General features: G+C 73.1%; 16 protein-coding genes. 2 read left to right on the top strand and 14 right to left on the bottom strand.

Going from position 1 to position 15,547, the window contains the following annotated elements; all coding sequences use genetic code 11:
• Positions 1–58 precede the first annotated feature (58 nt).
• The 3 genes from OG992_RS03435 to OG992_RS03425 form a co-directional block, all read right to left on the bottom strand.
• Positions 59–667 (bottom strand): bifunctional 4-hydroxy-2-oxoglutarate aldolase/2-dehydro-3-deoxy-phosphogluconate aldolase, encoded by a 609-nt coding sequence (locus OG992_RS03435; protein ID WP_238685142.1) that lies wholly within the window; start codon positions 665–667, stop codon positions 59–61.
• 67 nt (positions 668–734) lie between these two features.
• The gene (locus OG992_RS03430) at positions 735–1,760 is read right to left on the bottom strand and encodes a sugar kinase (protein ID WP_266302318.1); all 1,026 of its coding nucleotides are present in this window, start codon (positions 1,758–1,760) and stop codon (positions 735–737) included.
• Between the two features lie 95 nt (positions 1,761–1,855).
• Positions 1,856–2,719, bottom strand: coding sequence for a S1 family peptidase (locus OG992_RS03425; protein ID WP_266302317.1), 864 nt, complete (start codon positions 2,717–2,719; stop codon positions 1,856–1,858).
• Positions 2,720–2,890: 171 nt separating this feature from the next.
• Between OG992_RS03425 and OG992_RS03420 the strand changes: the two genes are divergently transcribed.
• Entirely contained in the window at positions 2,891–4,072 is a 1,182-nt protein-coding gene (locus OG992_RS03420) for a low temperature requirement protein A (protein WP_266302316.1), read from the top strand.
• A gap of 95 nt (positions 4,073–4,167) precedes the next feature.
• A complete protein-coding gene (locus OG992_RS03415) occupies positions 4,168–5,352 on the top strand; it encodes a low temperature requirement protein A (RefSeq protein WP_238685138.1) in 1,185 nt (394 codons plus the stop codon).
• Between the two features lie 11 nt (positions 5,353–5,363).
• Here OG992_RS03415 and OG992_RS03410 read toward each other — a convergent pair whose 3' ends face one another.
• The 11 genes from OG992_RS03410 to OG992_RS03360 form a co-directional block, all read right to left on the bottom strand.
• A complete protein-coding gene (locus OG992_RS03410) occupies positions 5,364–5,936 on the bottom strand; it encodes a nucleosidase (RefSeq protein WP_238685137.1) in 573 nt (190 codons plus the stop codon).
• Between the two features lie 37 nt (positions 5,937–5,973).
• Positions 5,974–8,664: an Hsp70 family protein gene (locus OG992_RS03405; protein ID WP_266302315.1), complete on the bottom strand. Its 2,691-nt coding sequence runs from the start codon at positions 8,662–8,664 to the stop codon at positions 5,974–5,976.
• 102 nt (positions 8,665–8,766) lie between these two features.
• A complete protein-coding gene (locus tag OG992_RS03400; RefSeq protein ID WP_266305137.1) occupies positions 8,767–9,210 on the bottom strand; it encodes a GNAT family N-acetyltransferase in 444 nt (147 codons plus the stop codon).
• A 25-nt stretch (positions 9,211–9,235) separates the two neighbouring features.
• On the bottom strand, positions 9,236–10,051 hold the full coding sequence (locus tag OG992_RS03395; RefSeq protein ID WP_238682381.1) for a TetR/AcrR family transcriptional regulator: 816 nt from the start codon (positions 10,049–10,051) through the stop codon (positions 9,236–9,238).
• Between the two features lie 41 nt (positions 10,052–10,092).
• On the bottom strand, positions 10,093–10,650 hold the full coding sequence (locus OG992_RS03390; RefSeq protein WP_266302314.1) for a DinB family protein: 558 nt from the start codon (positions 10,648–10,650) through the stop codon (positions 10,093–10,095).
• Between the two features lie 123 nt (positions 10,651–10,773).
• Positions 10,774–11,529, bottom strand: coding sequence for a dihydrofolate reductase family protein (locus OG992_RS03385; protein WP_238682383.1), 756 nt, complete (start codon positions 11,527–11,529; stop codon positions 10,774–10,776).
• Entirely contained in the window at positions 11,526–12,227 is a 702-nt protein-coding gene (ribA, locus tag OG992_RS03380) for a GTP cyclohydrolase II (protein ID WP_238682384.1), read from the bottom strand. Before ribA ends, OG992_RS03385 begins: the two co-directional genes overlap by 4 nt.
• A gap of 58 nt (positions 12,228–12,285) precedes the next feature.
• Positions 12,286–13,224, bottom strand: coding sequence for a lysylphosphatidylglycerol synthase transmembrane domain-containing protein (locus OG992_RS03375; RefSeq protein WP_238682385.1), 939 nt, complete (start codon positions 13,222–13,224; stop codon positions 12,286–12,288).
• 66 nt (positions 13,225–13,290) lie between these two features.
• Positions 13,291–14,109, bottom strand: a complete 819-nt coding sequence (locus tag OG992_RS03370) for a class I SAM-dependent methyltransferase (RefSeq protein WP_266302313.1) — start codon at positions 14,107–14,109, stop codon at positions 13,291–13,293.
• Positions 14,106–15,152, bottom strand: coding sequence for a glycosyltransferase family 4 protein (locus tag OG992_RS03365; protein WP_266302312.1), 1,047 nt, complete (start codon positions 15,150–15,152; stop codon positions 14,106–14,108). The genes OG992_RS03370 and OG992_RS03365 overlap by 4 nt, the downstream gene beginning before the upstream one ends.
• A complete protein-coding gene (locus OG992_RS03360; RefSeq protein ID WP_238682388.1) occupies positions 15,149–15,547 on the bottom strand; it encodes a 6-carboxytetrahydropterin synthase in 399 nt (132 codons plus the stop codon). The genes OG992_RS03365 and OG992_RS03360 overlap by 4 nt, the downstream gene beginning before the upstream one ends.

Below are 15,547 nucleotides of genomic sequence, written 5' to 3'. Positions count from 1 at the left end.
TCGTCGGGACAGAAAGTGCAAGATCGCGGCTGGGTGGTTGGGGTGCGGGGCGGGGGGGTTAGAGGGCGCTGCGGGTCAGCTTGGCTAGGGCGTCCAGTTGGGTGGGGTCGGAGAGGGCGGAGCCGACGGCCACCACGCGTACGCCTGCTTGCAGGAACGCTCCCGCGTTGCCGGCGTCGAGGCCGCCGGTGGCGACGAAGCGCACCTGCGGCAGCGGGCCGGCGACGGCCTTGAACCAGGCCGGGCCGAGGGAGATCGCGGGGAACGCCTTGAGCCAGGTGAGGCCGTGCCGCAGTGCCTGCTGGGCCTCGGTGGGGGTGGCCACACCAGGCAGGTGCGGAAGGCCACGCGCGGCGGCGGCGTCGGCGACCGCGAGGTCCAGGCCGGGCGCGACGGTGAACCGGGCGCCCGCGTCGGCCGCCGCGGCGACCTGGTCGACGTCGAGCACGGTGCCGGCGCCGACGATCCGGTCACGCGCGGCCCCCGCCTCGACGGCGGCCCGCAGCGCCGGCACCGCGTCGGCGGTGGCCACCGGAACCTCCACCACGTCGATGCCGAGATCCCAGGCACGCTCGGCGAGTCGAACGGTCTCGGCGACCGGCAGGCCGCGCAGGATCGCCATCACCCGGGCGCCGCCGAAGATGTGGTCGAAGTCCGGTGTGGTCATGGTGCACTCCATCCGAGGTCGCGGTGGGACTGTTGCTGCTGGTCGGGTCGCAATCCGCCGGCCCGGCTCAGGTCGTCGCGCCCGGGTCGGTCGGGTCGAGTGGCGACCAGGCGTCGGCGGGGGCGTCGATGAGTTTCTCGAACCAGGCCCACTGCGGGACGGGGGCATTGTCGCCGCTGCTGGTCAACGCCTGTGCCGCGACGAGGTGACCGAGGCGCAACCGCCGCACCGGGTCGAGGCCGCGGAGCAGCCCGGCCAAATAGCCGGCGGCGAAGGCGTCCCCGGCGCCGACCGGTTCCACCACCGTCACCCGGGGCGCGGGAACGAAGACCGGTTCGGCGTCGCGGACCAGCGCGGTCGCGCCCACCGCGCCGTCCTTGACCACCACGGTCTCCGGATCGGGCAACAGCTCACGGACGGCCGCCGGGTCGGTGGCGCCCCAGAGGGTTTCCGCCTCGTCCTGCCCGACGAAGACGAGGTCGCAGCGGTTGGCGAGGTCACGCAGCACCGGCGCGGCCTGCTCGGCGGACCACAGCCGGGCCCGGTGGTTGACGTCGAAGCTGACCAACGCCCGCGCCAGCGGCCGGTCGGTCACCGCATGCTCGACCAGCGCCCGGCAGGACGCGGACAGCGCCGGGGTGATTCCGGACAGGTGCAGCACCCGGGCACCCGCCAGCGCCGGGTCGGCCAGCGTGGCGGGGTCCATGCGGGCGGCCGCCGACCCGGCCCGGTAGTAGTGCACGGCGGTCCCCTCCGGGCCGGGGTCCTTGACGTACAGGCCGGTGGGAGCGGCCGGGTCCACGCAGACCTGGTCGACGCGGACTCCGGCGGCGGCGACGTGCCGGACGACGGCCCGACCGAAGGGGTCGTCGCCGACCCGGCTCACCCAGGTCGTCAGGTGTCCCAGGCGGGCCAGGTAACCGGCCACGTTGGACTCGGCCCCACCGACCGAGACGGCGACCCGCTCGGCGCTCTCCAGCGGCTCACCCGGCGCGGGACAGAGCACCACCATCGTCTCCCCCACGGCCGCCACCTCGATCGACGGAAGGCCGGCCGGAGCACTCGGCTGGTCAGGTCGGGGGGCGGTCGGCATCGGGCACACGTCCTCGCGGCGGGGGTGCTGGGCGTCGCCGAGCCTAGGTGTCCCGCGCGGGACGGGCAACCTGTCGCGCGTCACACCTCGACGTCTCAGGGCAACGTCAGCCCGTACGCGGCCAGCACCTCCGCGATCGGCTGGTAGTAGGTGGTGCCGCCGGCGGTGCAGTTGCCGGTGCCACCGGAGAGGATGCCGAGGATCCTGCCGGTGGAGGCCACGTAGAGCGGTCCACCGCTGTCCCCCGGCTCGGCGCAGATGTTGGTGCGGATCAGTCCGTAGATCACGCCGGTGGCGTAGTTGACGGTCTGGTTGAGACCGGTGACGGTGCCGCAGCGCACGCCGGTGGTGCTGCCGCTGCGGCACACCGCCTGACCGATGTACGCGTTGCCGGGACCGTTGATGGTCAGCAGGCCGGGGTAGGTGTAGACCGCGCTCGGGTGGGCGATCCGGCCGGTGTAGCGGATCAGCCCGTAATCGTTTGTGGGGTAGCTGGTGGCGGTGCGGGTGCCGAGCACTGTGGTCTGGGCGCTGTCGGCGTACCAGGTGGCGGCGGCGGTGGTGCAGTGCCCGGCGGTGATCACGTAGTAGGTGCTGCCGCTGCGCGCGTTGGCGCCGAGCGAGCAGCGCGCGCCACCGCCGCCGTAGATGCCCTGCCCGCCGGCGATCAGGGGGCGCAGCGTTCCGGGTTCGCGGCGAAGCAGCACTCCGGCCCGGTCGGTCACCGCCCGCAGCGCCGCCAGTTCGTCGGGGGCCACGGTGTCGTCGACGGTGAGGGTCATCCGGCCGGTGGCGGGGTCGAGACCCCAGGCGGTGCCCGGGGTGCGTACCCCGGTCAGCGTGGCCGTCGGATCGGCGGCGGGCGCGGCGGACCGGTCGGGGACGGCGGCCTGCGCCGCGCCGGGCGCGACGAGCAGCAGGGTGGTCAGGACGAGGGCGACCAGCGGGAAGCGGCGCATCCGAACCTCCGAAGAGATCGAGACTGACGGATGCGGCAAAGCATCGCCCGGCGCCCGACACCGTGGCAACCTCCGGACGCCCTCTTCCCCGACGGGCGGGAATCACCGATCCGGGGACGGCCTGTGTCGGGGCCGCCGATAATGCCTCGGAGACGCGGCGGGAGGCCAGGCATGACCACCAAGGGGAATGCGGCGCTGGTACGCCGGTTGGACCAGTCGACCAGGGCGACACTGCTGGAGTTGCTCTTCGACGTGGTCTTCGTGGCCGCCCTCGCACTGACATCGAAACTGCTGTCCGAAGAGCTCTCCTGGTCCGGCGGCGCCAAGCTGCTGCTGATGCTGACAGCGGTCTGGTGGACGTGGTCGGTCACCACGACCACTACCGAGTTCTACGATCCTCAGCAACGCCCGATCCAGGCCATTCTGATGATCGCCATGGTCGGCTCGGTGGGGATGGCGGCCTCGCTGCCGATGGTCAGCATCGGGCACCTGATGCTGTTCGTGATCTCGTACGTCGGCACGCACGTGATTCGTTGCGTCATTCTGGTCACCGCCCTGCACCGGCAGGGGCACCGGACGGCCAGGGAGCGGGCCACCCGGTTCCTCTGTTGGTTCACGGCATCCGGCGTCTTCTGGGTCCTCGGCGCGCTGTCAGAGACTCCGAACTGGGGGCTCTGGACGATCGCCATAACGATCGACCTGGTCGCCGGGGCGGCCCGCTACCCCACACCCTGGCTGGGTCGGGTGCCGCTCGCGCAGTACGGGCGGACGACCGAGCACCTGGGCGAGCGGTACCAACAGTTCATCATCCTGGCCCTCGGCGACATCATCCTGTTGCCGACGTTGCAGGTCAGCCGGGGCCACCTCGATCACCTCCGGCTCGCCTCCCTGCTCTGCGCCTTTGCCACCATGCTGCTGCTCTGGCAGATCTACGTCTTCCGCGCTGGCGAGTTGTTGGTGGCGGCCGGGTCCAAGGGGAGCCGGGCAACGCGGCTGGCTCCGTTCACCCATCTGGTCATGTTGGCCGGCGTGGCCGCCACTGCCGCCACCTTCGACCTGGTCGTCACCAGGCCGACCGGAACGACGCCGGTGCCGTGGCTCGTGCTGATCATCGCCGGTCCGACGCTGTTCGTGGTCGGCCGCGTCCTGTTCACCATGGCGGTGTCGTGGGTCGTGCCGTGGCGGCGAGTTGCCTGGCAGCTCCTGCCGCTGCTGGTGCTGCCGTGGGCCGGCGGTTGGCCGCCGGTGCTGGTGGCCACGATCGTGGCACTCGGGTTGGCCGGTCACATCCTGTTTCCCGGTGCGGCCCGGGAGACCACGCCGGGCCTGCGGCTGCGGCAACCCGCCGACTGACCCCTGCCCCTCCCCGGCCGGCGGGAATCGCCGATCCCGGGACGGGCCGCGCCGGCACCGCCGATAATCCTCGGAGACACGGCGGGAGGCCGGGCATGACCACCGGAGGCACCGCGGCACTGGTACGCCGGCCGGACGGTTCGACCCGGGCAACGCTGCTGGAGTTGCTCTTCGACGTGGTCTTCGTGGCCTCGCTCGCGCTGACCTCGACCCTGCTCGCGGAAACCCACAACTGGTCCGGCGCCGCGATGGTCCTGCTGATGCTGACCGCGATCTGGTGGACCTGGTCGGTCACCTCCACGACCACCGAGTTCTACGACCCGCAGCAACGCCCCATCCAGGCCATCCTGATGGTCGCCATGGTCGGTTCGGTGGGGATGGCGGCGTCGTTGCCGATGGTCTCCGACGGGCACGCGATGGTCTTCGCGATCTCCTACGTCGGCACGCACGTGATCCGCGGCATCATCCTGGTCACGACGTTGTACCGGAAACGACATCGGGCGGCCATGGTCCGGGCCACCCGTTTCTTCTTCTGGTTCGTGGTGTCCGGCGTCTTCTGGATCACCGGCGCGGTGTCCGGCACTGTGAGCTGGGCCCTCTGGACCATCGCCATCACTATCGACCTGCTCTCCGCGGCGGCCCGCTACCCCACGCCCCGGCTGGGCCGGGTGCCCTTCGACCAGTACGAGCGGACCACCGCGCATCTCGGCGAGCGGTACCAGCAGTTCATCATCCTGGCCCTCGGCGACATCATCCTGGTTCCCACGCTGCAGGTCAGCCGGGGCCCGCTGGCCGGGCTCCGGGTCGCCGCGCTGTTCTGCGCGTTCGCCATCATGCTGCTGCTCTGGCAGGTCTACGTCTTCCGGGCCGGCGAGTTGCTGGAGGCGGGGGCCGGGCCGAAGTCGGGCCGGCCGGCCCGGGTGGCTCCGTACACCCACCTGGTGATGCTGGCCGGGGTGGTCGCCACGGCGGCCTCGTTCGACCTGGTCGTCACCCGGCCGACCGGCACCACGCCGGTGGGGTGGCTCTTACTGATCCTGGGCGGCCCCGCGCTGTTCGTGATCGGCCGTGCCCTGTTCACCCTGCTGGTGTCCATGCTCGTGCCGTGGCGGCGAATGCTCTGCCTCCCCCTGCCGCTGCTCACGCTGCCGTGGGCCGGCCGCTGGCCGCCGCTGCTGGTCACCGCCGTCGTGGCGCTCACGCTGGCGGCGCACATCCTGATTCCCGGAGCGGCCCGGGAGACCACACCGGGCCTGCGGATGCGGCAACCCGACGACTGACCCCTGCTTAGTCAGGCACAGTGTCGACCGGCCCACTCGGCGAGGTCCCGGGCGCACGCGTCCACCGACTCCTGCCAGGTCCGGGCCGCACCATCGCCCGCCTCGTCGCTGACCTGCTTGACCAGCCGGCACGGCACGCCGGCCTGCGCCGCTGCCCAGGCCACCGCGTACCCCTCCATGTCGACCAGGTCGGCGCGCTGCGCCAACCGGTCCCGCTCGGCGTCGTCGGCCACGAAGGTGTCACCGGTCGCGAGCACCGCGCCCTCGGCGGCCAGCGACAGCGGCGCCCCGTAGGTCTCGCCGGTGAGCGTGCGCAGCAGCTCGGTGTCCAGGTCGTGCTGGAGCACTGTGGCGACCTCGTGGATGCCGGCCAGCCCGGGGCGCAACGCGCCGGCCGTACCCAGGTTGAGCAGCAGGGCGGGGCGCGGCCCGGCGGCCAGTACCGCGGCCACCGCGCTGGCGGCGTTCACCTTGCCCATGCCGGTGAGCAGGACCGGCAGGTCGGGTGGCAGGTAGCGGGCCTCCTCGCCCACGGCAAGAACCACCAACGGACGATCGGCGCGGACCGTACCTCGAAGATTCACCGGAGCATCGTACGAGCTGACCGGTGGGCCGACGACGTCAGTCGTCGGTGAAGCGGTACAGCACGAAGTCCTTCTCCGCGCCACAGGCGATCACGTGGGTGTTCCACGAGCAGGACGAGCTGCGCACGTCCTTCAGCTCACCCAACTCGTCGACCTCCCCGGACTCGGCCCACACCCCAGCCAGCACCCGGTTGTCCGCGACCAGGCTGGGCGCCTTGGCGAAGACCAGCAGGTTGCCCGCGTCCAGGCGGACCGCCACCCCGCCCCGGTCGCGCAGCACCGGCTTGCCGGCGGCGTCGAAAACGGTGACGGTGGGCTCCGGCAACTCCCGTTGGGCGAGCACCTGCTCACCCAACGGAATCAGGCCGGTCACGCCCGGCGCCGACCACCTGATCATGCCCTCACCCTCGGTGGCCGCCACCACCTCGGTGCGCGCCGCGTCGTTGTTGGGCACCTGCAACAGGCAGGCCCGCCGCTCACCGCAGGCCACCAGCTCCTTCGGGCGGTACTCGTCGTTGCCGGAACGGTGCAGCACCACCGGCTCGGCGTCGGAACCCAGGTCGTACGCGAGCAGCTGGTAACCGCCCTCGTTGGCGGCCACGTACAGGCGGTCCTCGTGGGCGACCACCAGATCGTCGAGGTCGGCGACGCTCCCCCACTGGCGCAGCACCGCGCCGGATGCCATGTCGAGCAGCCGCACCGACCGGTCCGCACCCACCTGGACGAGTCGCCGCCCCTTGCTCGTCCACGGGTTGCGGGGCGTGCCGTCGAGGAAGGCAGGTCCGCCCGCCGCCGCGTCGGTGCCGACCGGCCGGACCACGGTACGGCCACCGGCGTACTGGCCGCGGGGGTTGGGCTGCGTCCACTTCGCCGAGCCGTTGGTCAGGCGCAGGCCGACCAGTTCGTCAGCGGCCCGGTCCACCAGCACCGCCGTGTCGTCGGCGAAGTAGACGTCGTCGTCACCACTCAGTACGCGCTGCCAGCGCTGCTCGCCGGTACGACCGTCGAGGACGGCCAGCGGTCGGGGGGTGCTGTCGCCCGGTGCGTCGGCGAGGACCGCTACCGCCCCGGGGACGGCGATGATCGTCTCCCAGTCGTCGGCCCGCACGTCGGTCTGCTCGCGCCACAACTCGCGGCCGTCGCCCGCGTCGACGGCCACCACCTCCAGCCGGTCGTCGGGCAGCGGAAACGCGAGGTAGGCCCGGTCGTCGAGCACCGCCGTCCACATGTCGAGCGGCCGTTCGGCGCCAGCCGACAGCCGGGACAGCTCGCGCAGCGAGTCGAACGTCAGATCCGGATAGCGGTCCCGGGTCAGGTAGAGCGTCGCCGCGGCGGCCACCCCGACCAGGGCCAGCACCGCGCCGAGCACCACCCAGCGCGCCCGTCGCCAGCCTGTCGCGCCGCCGGCCGGGGTCGGGGTGGCGCCGGCCAGGCCCGGCCTGGGCGGCGGCCCCGCCGGCGGGGTCGACCCCGGCCAGGGCTGCGACGGTACGACCGGCGCGGGCGATCCAGCCGGCGCGGGCGGGCTCACCGGAGCCGGCGCGGGTGGCGCGAGCGGCGCTCCCGCGTACGCCGGGGCAGGTAGCGGCTTGCGCAGCGGCAGGTCGGTCAGGGCGCCCTCGGCCACCGGCAACTCGGGCTGGTCCAGCACGGTCGGCGCGATCCCCAGCTCGGCGTGCAGCATGCGGGCCACCAGCGGGATTCGTGACGACCCGCCCACGAGGAACAACCCGTCGAGCTGATCGGGGCGCAGCCCGGCGGCGGCGATGACCTCCCGGGCCCGCTGCACCGCCCGGCGCAGCAGCGGCGTGGCCACCCGCTCGACGTCCGCCCGGGTCAGCTGGATCGTCTCGGCCACTCCCGGCACCGCGACCGGGGCGACCGTAGACCGGGACAGGGTTTCCTTCGCACCACGTACCTCGTCTGTGAGCCGGACCTGGTCGCGGCGCTGCGCCGGATCCGCCGGTCGGGTGAGCCGGGCCCACTGCGCGGCGTGCCGCTCATCGACCAACTCGCCGACCCGCCGCACCAGCGCCGCGTCGAGGTCCAGACCGCCCAGGTCGGGCAGGCCACCGTCGGCGACCACGCTGAAGCCGGAGTCACCCCAGGGGTCGGCGCCCTCGTTGCGCAGCACCGCGACGTCGAGCGTCCCGCCACCGAAGTCGAAGACCGCTATCGCCCCGCCGACCGGCACCGGACGGTGCAGCACCTGCGTGTAGTAGCGGGCGGCGGCCACCGGCTCCCGCAGCAGCCGGGTGCCGGGCGGCGTCGGCCCGGCGAGGGTGTGCTCGGCGGCCTGCGGCCAGCCCGCCCGCAGCAGCGCGTCGGCGAGGACCTGTCGCCGCGTCGCGTCCCAGGCGGCCGGGCAGGTGACCACGGCCGGCGGCAGGAAACCCACGGCGCCCACAGCTGCCCGGCCGACCGCCGCCAGCACCGCGGCGAGCAGGTCGGCCGGCGGGTACGCGCGGTCGCCGAGCCGCACTGTCGGCTCGTCCACCCGACGCTTCGGGTTCGCCTCGAACCGGGCCGGGTCGGCCTGCGCCAACCGGCGGGCGTCCCAGCCGGTGTGCAGGGTGCCGTCCGGGTCGGCGTAGACGGCGGACGGACTGAGCGGTTGACCGTCCATCAGCAGCGGACGGGTCCGCCCGTCCGGCCAGCGCAGCACCGCGACGGTGTTGGACGTGCCGAGGTCGATGCCGAGGGCGAAACCCTCGTGCTGGCCTGCCATTGCCCGATACCTCCGCCGCGACGAGGGGAACTCGACCCCGCATCGTACGCAGGCCCCGCCGCACCCCTGATCACTCGGTCCAGGGTCGTCCACTGCCTCCGGTCAGTGCGTGGAGTGGACGCCCACCACCTCGTTCTCGCTGGTCTCACCGGTCAGCTGGAACCCGAGTTTCAGGTAGAACTGCTCCGGGCCATCCGGCCCCGGCTCCCACGTCGTGTAGACGCGGTCGTGCCCACGTCGGCGGGCCTCGTCGCGAACGGCCTGTACCGCGAAGCGGCCGTACCCCCGGCCCTGGTGCTCGGCGGCGATGTTGAGCCGCCACAGCCCCGAGCGCCTGTCGTCCGATTGGGCCGGGTCCCACACGATGTCGAAGAAGCCCATCAGGAAGCCGACGATCTCGTCATCCTCGACGATCAGTCGCGGCCACGCGATCTCGGGCTGCGCGTACGCCTCGGCGAGGGACCAGGCGACCGGAGACGAGAACTTCTCCTGGTCGGGCCGCACGCTGACCCGGCACGCGGCCTCCACGTTGTCTTTGGTGATCATCTCCAGTCGCGGCACGCCGGCCACCCTACCGAGTGGGGCTGTGCAACAGGCCGTCGAGCAGCCCGCGCAGGCCGAACTGGAACCAGGTGTCCAGGTCGGCGTCAGGTGTGGTCTGCCCGGCCGCGGCCAGCCACTGTCGGTCCCGGGTACGGCCGGTCCGCTCCAGCCGGGTGAGGGTCGCCGACCACCAGGCGTGGTAGGTGGTGTCGTCCTCGGGGTCACGCCGGATGAGCAGGGCCATGCCCTGGATGTAGCCGCTGAGCGCCAGGTAGGCGCGGAACGCCTCGGCCGGTTCGTACCCGGCGCTGGTGAACGCCGTCACCACCCGGTCGACCATGGCGAGTACCGCCGGCCCGGTCGGCGGCCGGTCGGTGGCGAGGATGGCCAGCAGCCAGGGATGTCCGCGGTACATCGCCCACTCGTCCCCGGCCAGCCGTTCGAGCCGTTGGCGCGGATCGCGCGGTAGTGGCGCGGTGCCGGGCGGGCGGGTGGCGGTGATCTGCTCGGCCATCGCGGCGAGGAGATCGACCCGGTTCCGGACGTGCCGGTAGACGGCGTGGGCGGGCAGGCCGGCGCGTTGGGCGAGGACCCGCAGGGAGACGGCGTCCAGACCGCCCGCGTCCGCCAGCTCGACCGCGAGGGCGACCAACCGGTGGCGCGGGTCGCCGCCGGTCGGCGCGGGCAGGTCCCGAATACGACGTGGGCTGCTGGTGGGGCCGTGCTCTCGACGCCTGCGGTACGCGCGGGCCTGGCAGCGACGGGAGCAGTAGCGGCGCGGGCGCCCCCGGCCGGTGCCGACGGGCAGGTCCGCCTCGCACTCGACACACCGGGCACTGAGCACGCCGCCTCCGGTTTCGTCACGGCACTCGTGTGGCGAAAGTACTACGGTCGAGCAGCCGGGCCGCCCCGATCGGTGCGTGCGGCGCGGAGCAGCCGGAGCTGACCGATCTCCGCGACGTTCTTCATCAGTTCGGAGTTGACCCAACCGATCGTGTGCGTGACGGTGTGGTCGGTCCCGTCCGGCCAGGGGAACGTCGCGATGCGGTCGAGGTCGCTGTCGCTGTCGCCGAACTGGTCGAGCAGACCCAGCCATTCGGTGCGCAGTCCACGCAGCCAGGCGACACTCGGCTCGCCCGCGCCCGGCCAGACAACGGCCGTGCGCTGCCGGGCTGATCCACCCCGGAGATGGTCCATCGCCACCGTCCACCACCAGCCGACGTGCCAGGTGAGCCAGCCGATCGTCGGCACCGGGACCGGGTCGGGTTCGGTGTCGGCCCAGTCCGGGGTCCAGGTGCCGTCGGTGCTCTGCCGCACCGACCAGCAGTGGTCGGCCGGCTCCCAGAGGAAGTCCGCATAGTCGAGTCGCTCAAGGTGGTACTCGAACAGCGACCACGTCAGGTCGAACTGCCAGCGCAGCAGGGCCAGGTTCGGTACGGACATCCGGAAATCCTGTCCGAACCCACCCCCACCGTCCACACAAATAACGCCACCCCACCCACCCGGTCGGGATGATCATGAGGTTGGCGGGGTCCGTGGAGATCGAATCACCCGCCAACCCCATGATCAACGCGTGGGACCGGTAGGGGCGGGCGGGTCCGTGGGGCGGGCGGCGGGGTTGGTGGGGCAGCGGTCGGAGAGGGCGTAGCGGAGCAGGACCACGTCGCCGATCTGGCGGGCCTCGGCCAGACGGGCGCGGCGACCCGGGTGCCAGGGGAAACGACCCTCGCCGACGAAGCGGGGCGCCCGGCCGTCACCGACGAAGAACGGGGCGACCACCAGGTGCAGTTCGTCGGCGAGACCCGCGGCGAGGAACTGGGCGTGCACCGTCCCGCCGCCCTCCACCATCAACCGTTGTACGCCCCGCCCGGCCAGGTCGGTCAGCAACCACCCCGGGTCGACGGGCTCACCCGCGTCGATCACGGTGGCCAGTCGGCCGACCCGCTCCTCGGTCTTGTCCCGCGCGCCAGTGGCGCAGTAGACGAGCCGGGCCGAATCACCGGCGGTGAAGAAGCGGGCGCTCGGGTCGAGGTCGCCCTGAGCGGTCAGGGTGACCTTGGTGGGCGAGGCGGGTCGACCGGCCGCCACCCGCTCGGCCCGGCGGCTCGGGGAGCGCACCAGCAGCCGAGGATCGTCTCGTCGGACGGTGCCGGCGCCGACCAGGATGGCATCGCAGCTGGCCCGGACCGCGTCGACGCGGTCCAGGTCCTCCTCGTTGGACAGCAGTAACCGCTGCTCGGAGGCGTCGTCGATGTACCCGTCGATGGAGGCGGCACAACTCAGCAGCACGTACGGCCGCGTCGGGCCCGGCCGCCAACTCATCGGGAGACGGGCCGCTCAGGCGCCCGGCCCGCGAGCACATCCGCCGCCTCGACTGCCTCGGCCGCCTCGACCTCCGCCGCCTTGGCCGCCTTCGCCGCCAGGTATTCGGCGTTGGCCGGCGAGAGGAAGACGCTGGTGAGCACCCGTTCGGCAACGTCCACGCCGAGCCGGGTCAACTGCTCGGCCTTGTCCGGGTTGCTGCTCAGCAGTCGGACCCGCGGCACGCCCAACGTGGCCAGCATCTGCGCGGCGGCGGTGTAGTCCCGCTCGTCCTCGCCCCGGCCCAGCGCGACGTTGGCCTGGTAGGTGTCCAACCCGGCGTCCTGCAACGCGTACGCGTCGAGTTTGGCGTACAGGCCGATGCCACGGCCCTCCTGCCGGAGGTAGAGCAGGAAACCGCCGGTCTCGGCGATCCGCTGCACCGCCTCGCGCAGTTGCGGCCCGCAGTCGCAGCGTTGGCTGCCGAACACGTCGCCGGTCAGGCACTCGCTGTGAGGACGGACCAGCGGGGCTACTCCCCCGGCGGCGAGCCGGTCCAGGGCTCCCGCCCAGTCGCCGAGGCCGAGGGCCAGGTGCTCCCGACCGTCCACCAGGCCCTTGAAGGTGAACACCCGGGCTGTCGTGGTGTAGCCATCCGGAAACGCCAGCGGCACCGTGACCTGCGTGCGGATCGTGGCAACCGGCAATGCTTCGGGCATGGGACTCCTTTGTCCGGCGCCACCGCCGTCCGGCGACGCGTACCGTCTCACAACCGACTCAACATCCGCCGCCGGAGGCGGCTTCCCGAGCGGCGACCGGAATTCGACGCCGACGGGCCAGCAACACGGCGGCCCCGGGCAGGCTGGCCACCAACACCAGTGCGCCGTAGACGGTGGCGGTGGCGATGCCCTCGGCCGCGCTGAGGCCGGCCGCGCCGAACACCCACGCCGCCACCCCCTCGCGCGGCCCGAAACCGGCCACGTTCAACGGCAGGCCCATGGCGAGCAGGGCGAGCAACGTCAACGGCAGCAGTCGGGACAGCGGGGCGTCCGATCCGGCGGTACGCGCCGCCACCAGGAAGGTGGCCAGGTGACCGGCGACCATCACGGCCGAGGCGACCAGCACACCGAACCAGGTGCGCCGCGCCAGCAGGCCCGACCGTACGTCCGCCACGGCGGTACGCAGTGCCGTCGCCCAGCGCGACCCGCCACCGTTCGGGAGGACCCGGGCCAGCAGCACGACGACCAGCCCGCCGGCGACGAGCAGCGCGGCGGCGACCGGCAGGTACGGCCGGACCGGCGACGGGAAGGCGGCGAGCACCACCAGCGCGACCCCGACCAGGACCACCTGCCCGGCGGCACGCTCCCAGACCACAGCGCGGATGCCCCGGCTCACGTCGCCGGCGTCGCGGCCGTGGCGTACCGCCCGGTGCACGTCGCCGAGCACCCCGCCGGGCAGTGTGGCGTTGAGGAACACGGCCCGGTAGCAGTGCGCCACAGCGGTCGCCAGTGGCAGGCGTACGCCGAGGCCGCCGGCGACAAGGCTCCACCGCCACGCCGCGCAGACAGTGGTGAGCACCCCGATGACCAGCGCCGCAGCCAACGCTGACGCGTCGATCAGTCGTACTCCGGCGAGGAACGGGCCGCTGCCCACCTGCCACAGCAGGACGGCGAGCAGACCCACCCCGCCGACCACTCGTGCCCAGGCCCAGAACATCGGCGCCGGCCTCCTTTTTGAAGATCGTCCACTTGCCCTAGTGCACGTACCCAGGGCGTGAACGGTTCATCCACCCGCGAGGAGGTCAGTGTGTTCGACGAGCACCGTGAGTCGGCCGGCAGCCGCGTCGGCCAACCGGCGGCGGGCGTACGCCTGGGCGGGTTCGGCCAGGTCGGGGCGCTGCTCGCAGGCGGCCCCGAGCCATCCTCGGAACCATTCGGCGGTCAGGTCGGACTGCTCCGGGCCGAGACGCCACGGGCTGAGCCGTTCCCGCACGTCGACGCCGAGCCGGGCGAACGCGGCGGCGGTGGCGGCGACGGCGTCCGGGCCGAGCAGCCGCCGGCCCTCGACGGTACGCCGCTGGTGGTCGTTGAACGCGGCCTCGACCGCCTCGTCGAGCGGGTCGGCCGGGGTGAACCGGACCCGCCCGGTCACCGAGATGGCGAACAGGGCTGGCCGGCCGACGCAGGCGGCCGCCACCCGTTCGACCTCCTGGGCGGTGAGCATGTCCAGCAGCGCGGATGCGGTGACCAGGGAACCGTCGGCGAGGTCGTCGGCGGTCAGCCGGGTGAGGTCGCCGCAGCGGGTGTGGACGGTGACCGGGGCGCCGTCGGCGGCTGTCACCCCCCGCATGCCCTCGGCGGCCCGGGCCAGCAGGTCGGCGTCCCGGTCGTGCAGCACCCAGTGCTGCGGTCCGGGTAGCCGGGCGGCCAGCCAACGACTCATCGACCCGGTGCCGCTGCCCAGGTCATGGATCACCGTCGGGGTGTCGCCGGTCAGCCGGGCCCGGACGGCATCCAGCAGGTCCTCGGCGCGCGCCGCCGCGTCGGCCGGCTCACGCAACCGCAGCCAGTCGGCGAACGGCAGGGTCTCCTCGGCGGTCATTCCGCCACCTCCTTCAGCACGCCGGCCAGCAACCCGGTGGTCACCGGCCAGTCGGTCAGGGTGTCGCGCCGGGCGAGAGCGGCCCGCCGCAGCCGGGCGCGTAGCGCGTCGTCGTCCAGCCAGCGGATCAGCGCGGCGGCCAGCGCCGCCGGGTCACCGGGTGGGACCAGCAGTCCCGGGCGGTCACCGCCGGGCGCGTGACCGAGCGCCTCCGGCAGCCCGCCCACCTCGGTGGTCACCACCGGCAGGCCGCGGGCCAGCGCCTCGGTGACGACCATGCCGTACGTCTCGCCTCTCGACGGCAGCACCAGCAGGTCGGCGGCGGCGTACGCGTCGTCCAACGCCGCGCCGGTCAGCGGGCCGACCAGTCGCACCCGCTCGGTGAGGCCCGCTCCGGTCAACCGGTCGCGCAGCCGTTGCACCAGATCCGGTTCGCGGGCCAGAGTGCCCACGCAGAGCATCGTCCAGGGCCGGCCGACCAGCGTGGCCAACGCGTCGACCAGCACGTCGTACCCCTTGTGGTGGGTGACCGCCGCGACGCAGAGCAACCGGTCACCGGCCGCCGAGCCGGCTGCCGGCGGCGCGGGCCGCACCCCGGGCGGCGCGGCCCGGACCCGGCCGGCGAGGGCCGGATGGCGGGCCAGCAGGGCTCGGCGGGTCCACTCGCTGGTGGTGACGACGGCCCGGGCGGTGGCCAGCGCGCGGGCCTCCGGCTCGTCGTCCAGCGGCAGGTGCACCAGCAGCACCAGGCGCAGCCGACGGGCGTGCGGGGCGAGCAGGTCCGGCACGGCCGAGGCGATCAGGCCGTCGATCAGCACCACGGCGTCGTCGGGCGCGGCGGCGAGCACCCCGCCCAGCGTCGCCCGGTCGGCCGGATCGGGATGCGGCCACGTGCCGGGCACCGGATGCTCGTGCACCGACCAGCCGCGCTCGCCCAGACCGGTACAGATCCGCCGGTCGTAGGAGTTGCCGCCGCTGGGCGTGGCCGGATCGTCGATGTCACCGGGCAGGACGACGTGCACCGCCCGGCCCGCTTCGGTCACAACGACCGCTCGTAGCTCGCCCAGGCGATGTGCGACTCGTGCAGGGTGACAGTGATGCCGGTCAGGTCGCGCGCCCCCGCGCCCAGCTCACCGGCGTGCACGCGTTCGACCAGCCGGTCCGCGACCGTACGGGCCAGCACCTCGGTGGTGGTGTTCACCCCGGCGAAGGCCGCCTCGTCGTCGAGGTTGCGGTAGGTCAGCTCGCTCAGCACGGCCCGCAGCTGCTCGGTGGCCAGGCCGATGTCCACCACGATCCCGTCGGCGTCCACGTCCGGCCGGCGGAACGTCGCGTCCACCACGAACGTCGCGCCGTGCAGCTTTTGGGCGGGCCCGAACACCTCACCTCGGAAACTGTGGGCGATCATCATGTGGTCCCGAACGGTCACGCTGAACAC

Source organism: Micromonospora sp. NBC_00362, assembly GCF_026342155.1.
GTDB classification, from domain to species: domain Bacteria; phylum Actinomycetota; class Actinomycetes; order Mycobacteriales; family Micromonosporaceae; genus Micromonospora; species Micromonospora hortensis.
The sequence above is the reverse complement of the archived record's forward strand: the minus strand, read 5'-3'. Positions and strand labels throughout refer to the sequence as shown.